The organism is Streptomyces sp. SD31 (genome assembly GCF_052068475.1).
GTDB lineage: Bacteria > Actinomycetota > Actinomycetes > Streptomycetales > Streptomycetaceae > Streptomyces.
Genome location: NZ_JBQHCX010000009.1, coordinates 411,666 through 424,035, shown reverse-complemented (window position 1 = coordinate 424,035; position 12,370 = coordinate 411,666). Strand labels below are relative to the sequence as shown.

Sequence of the window (12,370 nt, the reverse complement as noted above, 5' to 3'; positions counted from 1 at the left end):
GGAACATCCGCCCCCTGCCGATCGCTTTACCTGGCATGAGCGACTACCGCATCGAGCACGACTCCATGGGCGAGATCCGCGTCCCGGCGGACGCCAAGTGGCGGGCCCAGACCCAGCGGGCCGTCGAGAACTTCCCCATCTCGGGCCAGCGCATCGAGCGCGCCCACATCGAGGCCCTCGCCCGGATCAAGGGGGCCGCCGCGAAGGTGAACGCGCGGCTCGGGGTGCTCGACAAGGACATCGCCGACGCCATCCAGGAAGCCTCTCAAGAGGTCGCCGAGGGGCGGTGGGACGAGCACTTTCCCGTCGACGTGTTCCAGACCGGGTCCGGCACCTCGTCCAACATGAACACCAACGAGGTCATCGCCACGCTCGCGACCGAGCGGCTCGGACGGGACGTCCACCCGAACGACCACGTCAACGCCTCGCAGTCCTCCAACGACGTCTTCCCGTCCTCCATCCACATCGCCGCCACCGCCGCCGTCACCCGTGATCTGATCCCCGCCCTGAAGCATCTCGCCGGCTCCCTGGAGCGCAAGGCCGAGGAGTTCGCCGACGTCGTGAAGTCGGGGCGGACCCATCTCATGGACGCCACGCCCGTGACGCTGGGGCAGGAGTTCGGCGGTTACGCGGCCCAAGTGCGGTACGGCGTGGAGCGGCTGCACGCCTCCCTGCCCCGCCTCGCCGAACTTCCCCTCGGCGGTACGGCCGTCGGCACCGGCATCAACACCCCGCCCGGGTTCTCCGCCGCCGTCATCGAGGAGGTCGCCCGCACCACCGGGCTGCCCCTGACCGAGGCCCGCGACCACTTCGAGGCGCAGGGGGCACGGGACGGGATCGTGGAGACCAGCGGGCAGCTGCGGACCATCGCGGTCGGGCTGACGAAGATCGCCAACGACCTGCGGTGGATGTCGTCCGGCCCGCGCACCGGCCTCGCCGAGATCTCCCTCCCCGACCTCCAGCCGGGGTCGTCCATCATGCCCGGCAAGGTCAACCCGGTCATCCCGGAGGCCGTGCTCATGGTCGCCGCTCAAGTCGTCGGCAACGACGCCACCGTGGCCACCGCCGGAGCCGCCGGCAACTTCGAGCTGAACGTGATGCTGCCGGTCATCGCGAAGAACGTCCTGGAGTCGATCCGGCTGCTCGCGAACGCCTCCCGGCTGCTGGCCGACCGGACCGTGGACGGCATCGTCGCCCACCTCGAACGGGCCCTGGAATACGCCGAGTCGTCACCCTCCGTGGTCACGCCGCTCAACAAGTACATCGGGTACGAGGAGGCCGCCAAGGTCGCCAAGAAGGCGCTCGCCGAGCGGAAGACGATCCGTCAAGTCGTTCTGGAGAGCGGGTACGTGGAGCGCGGCGACCTCACCGTCGAGCAACTCGACGAGGCCCTCGATGTCCTGCGGATGACGCGGCCGTAACCAACGATCACGGCGGTGTGAACCGTGACGCGCGCCGCAGCGTCGTATGCCTGTGGCACCTAATATCTGGGCATGGCGGACGGTGGAGCGGTGACGACGGAAGTGGAAGCGGGCGGCTCGACGGGCTTCTGGGCGCCCGGCACACACATCCTGTGGCGGTACCGGGAGAACGCCGGCCGTCGCTTCCACATCGCGCGTCCCGTCACCGTCGTACGGGACGACGCCGAGGTCCTCGCCGTATGGCTGGCCCCGGGGACGGAATGCATCAAACCCGTGCTGGCCGACGGGACCTCCGTGCACATGGAACCGCTCGAGACGCGGTACACCAAGCCACGTTCCGTCCAGCGCGACCGGTGGTTCGGGACCGGGGTGCTGAAGCTCGCGCGGCCCGGGGAGCCGTGGTCGGTGTGGCTGTTCTGGGAACCCGGGTGGCAGTTCAAGAACTGGTACGTGAACCTCGAGGAGCCGATGGCCCGTTGGGCGGGCGGGGTGGACTCCGAGGACCACTTTCTCGACATCTCCGTGCACCCGGACCGCAGTTGGCACTGGCGGGACGAGGACGAGTTCGCGCAGGCCCAGCGGGACGGGCTGGTGGACGACCGGCTCGCCGCGCGGGTGCGCGAGGCGGGGCGCGAGGCGGTGGAGGTGATCCGCGCCTGGGGGCCGCCGTTCTCGGACAGCTGGCAGCACTGGCGCCCGGATCCGGCCTGGGCTGTACCTTCTTTGCCTGAGGACTGGGATCGCACACCCGCGCACATGTCCTCATGAGACCCTTGATGCGCCCCCGGGCAACAAACGTAGGATCGTCCTCCGCAAGGGCGCGCAGGGACAACTACCTAAGTGCGTGCCGGGCTTGACCGATCGTCACCGAGGGGCGGCAGGACGTGAGCGAGGGTTACCAGGGCAACGTCGGGACGGGCAGACGCTGCCCCGACGGCACAGGAACTGCCTCTGGTCACGCGGTAATTCCGTTCCTGGGGCACGTATTCCGGGTATCGGAGTTTCGGCGGGCCGAACTGCACGCATGGCGCGCAGCCCCGGACGGATGGATTCGAAAGGCGTGACGGAGCAGCCGACCTCCTTCGAACGCCCCGAGACGGGCGTGGACCCCGCGGAGACCCGCGGGGCGCTCGTGCGTACCCCGACACCGTCCACGGCGCACTCCACGCCGCCGCACTCCCCTGGCGGCGACGCCCGCGGGGGGACCGCCTTACCCGCGCAGGCGCGCACCGGAGAGACCCCCTCCACGCCGGGCACCACCGCACCGTCCGGCCCGAGCAAGGAGCCCTCAGACATCGCCGGCAACGGCCCCGAGCACTCGCAGCCCTCCGTCGCCGCCGAGCCCGACACGCACCGGCCGCGGCCCGTTCCGGAGGCCATACCGTCACAGCCCGGCGCCGAGCAGCCGCAGGACTCCGCCGAGCGGCGCACCGGGCAGGGGCTGCCGACGGGGCGGCCCACGCCGATGCGGCGGGACGGAGACCGGCTGCGCTTCGTGGGCGCCGCCACCCGGCGGATCGCCCGCGGCATCGACCTGGACGAGATCGTGATGGGGCTGTGCCGGGCGACCGTGCCGACCTTCTCCGACGCCATCCTCGTCTATCTGCGCGACCCGCTGCCGGTGGGCGACGAACGGCCCACGGGGCCCGTCGTACTGCGGCTGCGCCGTACCGACCGGATCCCGGAGGAACGGGACACCGAGGGCGGCTTCCTGTCCGCGGGGGCGCAGCAGCAGCCGGAGCCGAACGAACTGTCCGAGCTGTCGGCCGTCACCGCCGAACTGTGCGAGGTACGGCCCGGCGGGGCGCTCGCCGAGGTGCTGCGTGGCGTACGTCCCGTGTTCGCCGACGCGCCCGCCGCCCGCGCCGCCCTGCCCGAACTCCTCGGCGAGGACGGGGAGTTGATCATCCCCGACGGTCAGCGCGCGATCCTCGCCCCGCTGCGCGGCCGCCGCCGTGTCATCGGCGCCGCGGTCTTCCTGCGCCGCCCGGACCGCATCGCCTTCGAGCCCGACGACCTCCTCGTCGCCGCCCAGCTCGCCACGCACAGCGCGCTCGGCATCGACAAGGCGGTGCTGTACGGCCGTGAGGCGTACATCGCCGACGAGTTGCAGCGGACGATGCTGCCGGAGACGCTGCCGCGTCCGACGGGCGTGCGGCTGGCCTCCCGCTATCTCCCGGCGGCCGAGACGGCCCGGGTGGGCGGCGACTGGTACGACGCGATCCCCCTGCCGGGCAGCCGCGTGGCGCTGGTCGTCGGTGATGTCATGGGCCACTCGATGACCTCGGCCGCGATCATGGGCCAGCTGCGGACCACGGCCCAGACCCTCGCCGGCCTCGACCTGCCCCCGCAGGAGGTCCTGCACCACCTCGACGAGCAGGCCCAGCGCCTGGGCACCGACCGCATGGCGACCTGCCTGTACGCCGTCTACGACCCGGTATCGCACCGCATCACCATCGCCAACGCCGGCCATCCGCCGCCGGTCCTGCTGCACCTGGGCGGCCGGGCGGAAGTGCTGCGCGTGCCGGCGGGCGCGCCGATCGGTGTCGGCGGCGTCGACTTCGAGGCCGTGGAGCTGGACGCACCGGCCGGAGCGACGCTGTTGCTGTACACCGACGGTCTCGTCGAGTCGCGCCTGCGCGACGTGTGGACCGGCATAGAGCAGCTGCGCGAGAAGCTCGCCGCCACCGCGCAGCTCACCGGCCCCGACCATCCGCCGCCCCTCGAAGCGCTCTGCGACGAGGTCCTCGACATGCTCGGCCCGGGCGACCGGGACGACGACATCGCACTGCTCGCCGCCCGCTTCGACGGAATCGCGCCGAGCGACGTGGCGTACTGGTTCCTGGAGCCGGAGGACGCGGCGCCCGGCCGTGCCCGGCGGCTTGCACGGCGGGCGTTGGCCCGCTGGGGGCTCGAGGAGCTCACCGACTCGGTCGAGTTGCTGGTCAGCGAGGTCGTGACCAACGCGGTGCGGTACGCCACGCGGCCGGTGACGTTGCGGTTGCTGCGGACCGATGTGCTGCGCTGCGAGGTCGGCGACGACGTACCGCAGTTGCCGCGCCTGCGCCAGGCCAGGGCCACGGACGAGGGCGGACGTGGGCTGTACCTGGTCAATCGGCTGGCCCGGCGTTGGGGGGCGACACGCCTCAGCACCGGGAAGGTCGTCTGGTTCGAGTTGAACCGGAGCTGAAAGTCGCGACGAGAAGGGCGCCCGGCGTGTTGCCGGGCGCCCTTGTCGTTGCTACTGATCGTCGCCGGGTCTGACCGGGTCCAGGGTGACGTCGCCCGTCGGTTCCTCCGTCGGTGCCGTCGTGGGTGGTTCGGTCGTCGGCGTCTGCGTCGGCTCCTCGGTCGTCGGGGTCTCCGTCGGCTCCTCGGTCGTCGGGGTCTCCGTCGGCTTCTGAGTCGTCGGTTCCTCCGTCGGCTCCTGGGTCGTCGGCTCCTGCGTGGGTGTCGGCGTCCAGGTCGGCTGGACGGCCGCGCCCTGGTCGGTGTTCAGGTCGAACCTGGCGTCCGGGTCCGTCACGCCGAACATGTACGCCGCCCAGATCTGCGCCGGGAAGCCACCGCCGTTGACCCGGTCCTCGCCGCCCGCGCCGTACATCTTGGTCTGCGCGTGGGTCTTGTCGTCCTCACCGAACAGGCCCACCGAGGTGACCAGGTCGGGCGTGTAGCCGGTGAACCAGGCCGACTTGTTGTCGTCGGACGTACCCGTCTTGCCGGCGACCTTCTGGCCGTCACGCTTGGGGTTGTTCGCCACGGCCCGCTGCGCCGTACCGTCGTCGACCACGCCCGTCAGCACCGAGGTCACCGAGTCGGCTGCCTCGCGGCTGATGACCTCCTCGCCGATCGGGTTCGGGAGATCGACCTCACGGCTGTTGTGCTCGGCCTTCTTGAGGATGCTCGGGGTGACCTTCTTGCCGTGGTTGTCGAGGGTGGCGTACACCCCGGCCATCTGCAGCGGGCTCGCGCCCATGGTGCCCAGGGTCTGTGCGGGTACGGCCTGCTCGTTGGTGGTGTCCATGCCGAGCTTGGCCGCCACATCCATGACGTTCTCCATGCCGACGTCGACGCCCATCTGCGCGAAGACGGAGTTGACGGACTTGTTCATCGCCGTCTGGACGGTGATGTCGCCGTAGTTCCGGTCGTCCTCGTTCTCCGGGGCGAAGCCGACCTTGTTGCCGTTGCTGTCCACGACCGGACGCTTGCTGGTGCCGTCGTAGATCGTGTTGGCGGTGATCGGCTTGCCGGACCGGGTCTTGGCGTTCTCCTCCAGCGCGGCGGCGAGGATCACCGGCTTGAACGTGGAGGCGGGCTGGTAGTCCGTGCGGGTCGCGTTGCTCGTGTAGTGCTCGAAGTAGTCCACGCCGCCGTACAGCGCGACGACCTTCCCCGTCTTGGGGTCCACGGAGACCGCGCCGGCCTGGATGTTCGCGTCGACCTTGCGCTTCTTCGCGTCCAGCTTGCTGGTCAGCTGCGCCTTGACGGCCTTCTCCAGCGCGGCCTGCTTCTTCTTGTCGATGTTCAGGGTGATGGTCCAGCCCTGGTCGACGACCTCGGCCTCGGCCTGGGAGCGGGTGATGCCTTCCTGCTTCATCAGCCGGCTGATCAGTTGCTGGTTGGCGAGCTCGATCAGATAGCCCTTCTGGCCCTCCCGGCCGGCGATGGGCTTCGGCTCCTTCGGCACGGCATCCGCGAACTTCATGTCCTGGCGCTCGGCCTTGTCCAGCCAGCTCTCCTCGACCATGTTGTCCAGGACGTAGTTCCAGCGGGCCGTGACCAGCTTCCTGCCGGTCTCGGACGCGGCCTGCCAGTCGTACTGGCTCGGCGCCTGGAGTAGCGCGGCGAGGTACGCGCCCTGCTCGACGCTGAGCTTCTCGGCGTCGACGTGGTAGTAGGCCTGGGCGGCGGCCTGGATGCCGTAGGCGCCGCGGCCGTAGTAGCTGGTGTTGATGTAGCCGGCGAGGATGGCGTCCTTGGACATCTGGCGGTCCACCTTCAAGGAGATGACCATCTCCTTGAGCTTGCGGCTGACCGTCTGTTCCTGGCTGAGGTAGTAGTTCTTGACGTACTGCTGGGTGATCGTCGAACCGCCCTGCGCGCCCTTGCCCATCACGGTGTTGAGCAGACCGCGGGCCGTGCCCTTCAGGTCGATGCCGTTGTCGTTGTAGAACGTCTTGTTCTCGGCCGCGACGAAGGTGCGCTGGACCTCCTTCGGCACCTTGGACAGGTCGACGATCTCGCGATTGACCTTGCCGTCGCGGGCCAGCGTCGTGCCGTCGCTGTACTTGTAGACATTGCTCTGGCGCTGGGCGGCCTGGGCGGCCGCGTTGTCCTTCGGGATGTCCACGTACAGATACAGCGCGATGAAGGAGCCGATGCCGAGCAGGCAGACGCCGAGGAACGTGCCGAGGATCTTCTTCCAGGTGAAGAGCCGGCGTATTCGGCCCTTGCCGCCTCCGCCCTTGCCCGCGGCCTTGGCCGCTCGGCGGGCCGCGGCCCGGCCGCCCGGCACGGCCGGGGGGCCCACCACGGTGGCCGAGTCGCCGCCGACCGCGGCCGACGGCGTCCCTGACGAGCGCCGGGGCGCGGCGCGGCGGCCGCCATGCTGGCGCGCTCGTCTCTCTTCCGCTCGTCCCATGGGTCCGTTCCGCTCCGCTTCGCTCTTGTGTGCGCTCCCGCCACACAGGTTCGCCGCTCAGGTCAGCTCAGAAAGCTAACACCGGAAGTTGTGACAAAGACCGGTCGATCCGGGCTTTTGGGGACGTGACAATCAGCACCCGTCCCAAAGGAACCGACGACTGAGGGGTGCGTAGGGTTGCCCGGCCAGGGTAAAGTGATATCACTTAGCTAGACCAAAGCTAACTTGAGAAAACGGGGGACATCACCCATGCCGAACGGCAAGAACGACGCCACGTCCGTCACCGCCGACGCACCCGACGTACCCGACATGCCCGCACCACGCGTCCGTGAGTTCACCGCACACTGCATCGGCGGCGGGCTCGCCCTGCTGCTGGGCCTGGTCGGGCTGCTGGTCGGCGCGGGGCTGATCGTCAGCGCCACCGCGGTCGCCGGGACCGGCGGCAAGGCGGCACTGATCATCACCGGCGTCCTGGTCGGCATAGCCGCGCTGCTGGCCATGTGCGGACTGAACATGGTCGCGCCGGGCGAGGCGCGGGTCGTCCAGCTCTTCGGGCGGTACCGGGGGACGATCCGGCAGGACGGACTGCGCTGGGTGAACCCCTTCACGTCCCGTACGAAGATCTCGACCCGGGTCCGCAACCACGAGACGGCCGTCCTCAAGGTCAACGACGCCTACGGCAACCCGATCGAGCTCGCCGCGGTCGTGGTGTGGAAGGTCGAGGACACCGCGCAGGCCAGCTTCGAGGTGGACAACTACCTCGAGTTCGTGGCCACCCAGACGGAAGCGGCCGTGCGGCACATCGCCATCGAGTACCCGTACGACGCCCATGACGAGGGCGGCCTGTCGCTGCGCGGGAACGCCGAGGAAATCACCGAGAAGCTCGCCTTCGAGCTGCACGCGCGCGTGGAGGCGGCCGGCGTGCAGATCATCGAGTCGCGCTTCACGCATCTCGCGTACGCTCCCGAGATCGCCTCCGCGATGCTCCAGCGGCAGCAGGCGGGGGCGGTCGTCGCGGCACGGCGGCAGATCGTCGACGGTGCGGTGGGCATGGTCGAGGCGGCGCTCGCGCGGATCTCCGAGCAGGACATCGTGGAGCTGGACGAGGAACGGAAGGCGGCGATGGTGTCGAACCTGATGGTGGTGCTGTGCGGCGACAGGGCCCCGCAGCCGGTCCTCAACACCGGGACGCTCTACCAGTGACGGTTCCCTCCGGGGGTTCAGCCCCTCAAGGTCGGCCGCAGCGCAAGCAGGTGTTGCTGCGGCTCGACCCGTCTGTGTACGAAGCGCTGGCGCGGTGGGCGGGTGATGAACTGCGGTCCGCCAATGCGCAGATCGAGTTCCTGCTGCGGAAGGCACTGGCGGACGCGGGTCGCCTGCCGAAGGACACCGGGCCGCTTCCCCGCCGCGGCCGGCCTTCCGGCGGCTCCGCCCCCAGACCCCCATCGGCCTGAGCGGCCTCGCCCTCAAAACGCCGGACGGGCTGGGCGTCGCACCCACCCGCGTGTAGCAGAACCGTGACAACCGGCCCTCACCTGGGCCGTCGTACCCACCGCCATGATCTACACACTGCGCGTATACATGCGGCGTATACACCCCGTGTAGAGTCATGGCCATGTCCATCGGTCACACCCTTCTAGGGCTCCTGGAATCGGGCCCCCGCCACGGCTACGACCTGAAGCGGGCCTTCGACGAGAAGTTCGGTCACGACCGGCCGCTGCACTACGGCCAGGTCTACTCGACGATGTCCCGGCTGCTGAAGCACGGGCTCGTCGAGGTCGACGGGATCGAGCCCGGCGGCGGGCCCGAGCGCAAGCGGTACGCCATCACCGACGCCGGGATCACCGACGTCCAGCAGTGGCTCGCGACGCCCGAGAAGCCGGAGCCGTACCTGCAGTCGACCCTGTACACCAAGGTCGTCCTGGCGCTGCTCACCCGGCGCGACGCGGCCGACATCCTCGACACGCAGCGCTCCGAGCACCTGCGCATGATGCGGATCCTCACCGACCGCAAGCGGAAGGGGAACCTCGCCGATCAGCTCATCTGCGACCACGCCCTCTTCCACCTCGAGGCCGACCTGCGCTGGCTGGAACTCACCGCCGCGCGCCTCGACAAGCTGGCCGAGGTGGTGGCCAAGTGACACCGCCTCCCGGTTCCCTGCTCGCGGCCCAGGAGCTGCGCAAGGCCTACGGTCCGACCATGGCGCTCGACGGGGCCGAGTTCTCCATCCACCCCGGCGAGGTCGTCGCCGTGATGGGGCCGTCCGGCTCCGGCAAGTCGACGTTGCTGCACTGCCTCGCCGGGATCGTGCCGCCCGACTCGGGGTCCATCACCTACGCCGGCCAAGAGCTGGCCACCATGAGCGACGCCCAGCGCAGTGCGCTCCGGCGCTCGGAGTTCGGGTTCGTGTTCCAGTTCGGTCAGCTCGTACCGGAGTTGACGTGCGTCGAGAACGTCGCCCTTCCGCTGCGCCTCAACGGCACCTCCCGCAAGGAGGCGGAGAAGGCCGCCCTGACGTGGATGGAGCGGCTGGAGGTCGACGACCTGCGCAAGAAGCGGCCCGGTGAGGTCTCCGGCGGTCAGGGGCAGCGCGTCGCCGTGGCCCGCGCGCTGGTCACCAACCCGCGAGTGCTGTTCGCCGACGAGCCGACCGGCGCGCTCGACTCCCTCAACGGCGAGCGCGTGATGGAGCTGCTGACGGACGCCGCCCGGTCGACCAACGCCGCCGTCGTCCTCGTCACGCACGAGGCGCGGGTCGCCGCCTACTCCGACCGCGAGATCGTCGTACGGGACGGCAAGTCCCGGGACATGGAGCGCGTCGTATGAGTGTGGGTCAGTGGGCGAAGGATCTCGGGATGGGGGTCCGGTTCGCCTTCGCCGGCGGACGTGAGGGCTGGGTCCGGGCCCTGCTGACGGCCGTCGGGGTCGGGCTCGGGGTGGCGCTGCTGCTGCTGACGACGGCGGTCCCGAACATGCTGGAGGTCCGGCACGACCGGGAGAGCGCCCGCGCCGACATCGACTACAGCTACGTGGACCTGAAGAAGTCCGACGCCACCCTGATCGTCGCGGACGTCGACACCGACTTCCGGAACAGGGACATCCGCGGCCGGGCGCTGGAGCCCGAGGGGGCGAGGGCGCCGCTGCCGCCGGGGCTGGAGAAGTTCCCCGCGGTGGGCGAGATGGTCGTCTCCCCCGCGCTGAAGAGGCTGCTGGAGTCGGACGGCGCCAAGCTGCTGCGCGAGCGGCTGCCCGAGCGGATCGTCGGGACCATCGGGGAGAGCGGGCTGATCGGCTCGCACGAACTCGCCTTCTTCCGGGGCGGCGACGGCCTCGCGCCGTACATCGACGGCTCCCGGGTCGCCCGTATCGAGCGGTTCGGGGACACGAGCCCGACCGAGACGCAGACCGACCCCGTGCTGATCCTGCTGGTCATCGTCGTCTTCGTGGTGCTGTTGATGCCGGTTGCCGTCTTCATCGCCGCGGCCGTGCGCTTCGGCGGTGAGCGGCGCGACCGCCGCCTCGCGGCGCTGCGGCTGGTCGGCTCCGACAGCCGGATGACCCGGCGGATCGCGGCCGGCGAGGCGCTGGCGGGGGCGGTGCTCGGACTGGTCTTCGGTACGGGCTTCTTCCTGATCGGCCGCCAGATCGCGGGCTCGGTCGAGGTGTTCGACGTCAGCGTCTTCCCGAGCTACCTCAACCCCTCCCCCGCACTGGCCCTGCTGGTCGGCCTCGCGGTCCCGGCGGCGGCGGTGCTGGTCACGCTGTTCGCGATGCGCGGCGTGGTGATCGAGCCGCTCGGCGTGGTGCGGACGGCGAAGCCCTCGCGACGCCGGCTGTGGTGGCGGCTGCTGCTGCCGCTGGGCGGCCTCGCGATGCTCTGGCCGATGATCGGCCAGGGCCGCGACAACGGCACCTTCAACGAATACCTGGTCATCGGCGGCGTACTCCTGCTGCTCATCGGCGTGACCACCCTGCTGCCGTGGGTCGTCGAGGCGGTCGTCGCCCGGCTCGGCTCGGGCGGCGTCGCCTGGCAACTCGCCGTTCGCAGGCTCCAGTTGAGCAGCGGTACGGCGGCCCGCATGGTCAACGGTGTCGCGGTGGCGGTCGCCGGGGCGATCGCGCTGCAGATGCTGTTCGCCGGGGTGGAGAGCGACTACACGAAGCAGTCCCGGTACGACACCCAGCGGGCGCAGATGCAGGTGTCCCTGTCCCGCGGCGCCCAACTCGACCCGGCGGTCGAGAAGTTCCGCGACACGAAGGGTGTCCAGCAGGTCTACGCCTACGCCGAGGGTTACCTGGGCGAGCGGCGCAAGGACCCGGACATGGGTGCCGAGTTCACCGTCGGCGACTGCGCGTCGCTGCGCCAGACGGCCGAGCTTCCCTCATGCCGGGACGGCGACATCTTCTACGTGTCGGACTCCGAGTACGACGAGGACACTTTGAAGCTGGCGAAGCAGCCGGGCCGGACGGTGTATCTGGACCCGTCGTACGAGGGCGGGGCGCCGCGGCAGGAAATCGCCTGGACCGTGCCGAAGGACCTGAAGAAGGCCCGGACGAAGGAGGACTTCATGGACCGGCAGCGAGGTGGCTTCCTCGTCACCCCGAAGGCGCTGCCCGCGACCGCCGCGCCGGGGCTGCAGGGGCAGGTGTACCTCAAGATCGACCGCTCCGTGCCGGACGTGGACGACCGGGTGCGGAACACGGCGACGGCCGCGGACCCGCTGTCCTACCCCATGACCTGGTACTCCACGCAGACGACCGACCGCTACGGCACCATCCGCACCGGCCTGTTCGTCGGCGCCGTCTGTGTCCTGGCGCTGATCGGCGCGAGCCTGCTGGTCTCCCAGCTGGAGCAGCTGCGCGACCGCAAGAAGCTGCTGTCGTCCCTGGTCGCCTTCGGCACCCGGCGCCGCACCCTGAGCCTGTCGGTGCTGTGGCAGACGGCGATCCCGATCGCCCTGGGCCTGCTGCTGTCCTCGGTGGTGGGGCTGACACTGGGCGCGGTCCTGCTGCGGATGACGGCCACCCCGGTCATCGTGGACTGGACGAGCGTGCTGTCGATGCTGGGCGTCGGCGCCGGCATCGTCCTCACGGTGACACTGCTCAGCCTGCCGCCCCTGCTGCGACTGATGCGCCCGGACGGCTTGCGCACGGAGTAGGCATCCGCCGCCCCCTCGGCCTCAGGCCGTCCGGACCGCACCGGTCCGGACGGCCTGACGCGCGCGGTATCCGCGGGTGCCGTCCCGCCGTTGGGCACGGCCGACCGTTCGGCCCGCGGCCGGCCGGCGCAGCCGAAACGTGGGTCAGA

The 12,370-nt window shown here is 70.3% G+C and carries 9 protein-coding genes; 8 read left to right on the top strand and 1 reads right to left on the bottom strand.

Going from position 1 to position 12,370, the window contains the following annotated elements:
* Positions 1–35: 35 nt before the first annotated feature.
* The 3 genes from ACTMVF_RS22005 (at position 36) to ACTMVF_RS21995 (ending at position 4,611) form a co-directional block, all read left to right on the top strand.
* Complete coding sequence (locus tag ACTMVF_RS22005) at positions 36–1,421, top strand: class II fumarate hydratase (RefSeq protein ID WP_441272782.1); 1,386 nt, start codon at positions 36–38, stop codon at positions 1,419–1,421.
* 72 nt (positions 1,422–1,493) lie between these two features.
* Positions 1,494–2,189 carry a cytidylyl-2-hydroxypropylphosphonate hydrolase gene (gene fomD, locus ACTMVF_RS22000; protein ID WP_441272781.1) on the top strand — a complete coding sequence of 232 codons (696 nt, stop codon included), beginning with the start codon at positions 1,494–1,496 and terminating at the stop codon, positions 2,187–2,189.
* Between the two features lie 277 nt (positions 2,190–2,466).
* Positions 2,467–4,611, top strand: coding sequence for a SpoIIE family protein phosphatase (locus tag ACTMVF_RS21995; RefSeq protein ID WP_441272780.1), 2,145 nt, complete (start codon positions 2,467–2,469; stop codon positions 4,609–4,611).
* A 51-nt stretch (positions 4,612–4,662) separates the two neighbouring features.
* Here ACTMVF_RS21995 and ACTMVF_RS21990 read toward each other — a convergent pair whose 3' ends face one another.
* Positions 4,663–7,062 (bottom strand): transglycosylase domain-containing protein, encoded by a 2,400-nt coding sequence (locus ACTMVF_RS21990; protein ID WP_441272779.1) that lies wholly within the window; start codon positions 7,060–7,062, stop codon positions 4,663–4,665.
* A gap of 249 nt (positions 7,063–7,311) precedes the next feature.
* Between ACTMVF_RS21990 and ACTMVF_RS21985 the strand changes: the two genes are divergently transcribed.
* The 5 genes from ACTMVF_RS21985 to ACTMVF_RS21965 all read left to right on the top strand — a co-directional run bounded on the left by ACTMVF_RS21985 (position 7,312) and on the right by ACTMVF_RS21965 (position 12,221).
* Positions 7,312–8,265, top strand: a complete 954-nt coding sequence (locus ACTMVF_RS21985) for an SPFH domain-containing protein (RefSeq protein WP_441272778.1) — start codon at positions 7,312–7,314, stop codon at positions 8,263–8,265.
* Positions 8,262–8,516 carry a hypothetical protein gene (locus ACTMVF_RS21980; RefSeq protein ID WP_441272777.1) on the top strand — a complete coding sequence of 85 codons (255 nt, stop codon included), beginning with the start codon at positions 8,262–8,264 and terminating at the stop codon, positions 8,514–8,516. Before ACTMVF_RS21985 ends, ACTMVF_RS21980 begins: the two co-directional genes overlap by 4 nt.
* A 161-nt stretch (positions 8,517–8,677) precedes the next feature.
* Positions 8,678–9,202 (top strand): PadR family transcriptional regulator, encoded by a 525-nt coding sequence (locus tag ACTMVF_RS21975; RefSeq protein WP_441272776.1) that lies wholly within the window; start codon positions 8,678–8,680, stop codon positions 9,200–9,202.
* Positions 9,199–9,888, top strand: a complete 690-nt coding sequence (locus ACTMVF_RS21970; RefSeq protein WP_441272775.1) for an ABC transporter ATP-binding protein — start codon at positions 9,199–9,201, stop codon at positions 9,886–9,888. The genes ACTMVF_RS21975 and ACTMVF_RS21970 overlap by 4 nt, the downstream gene beginning before the upstream one ends.
* Complete coding sequence (locus ACTMVF_RS21965; protein WP_441272774.1) at positions 9,885–12,221, top strand: ABC transporter permease; 2,337 nt, start codon at positions 9,885–9,887, stop codon at positions 12,219–12,221. The genes ACTMVF_RS21970 and ACTMVF_RS21965 overlap by 4 nt, the downstream gene beginning before the upstream one ends.
* Positions 12,222–12,370 lie beyond the last annotated feature (149 nt).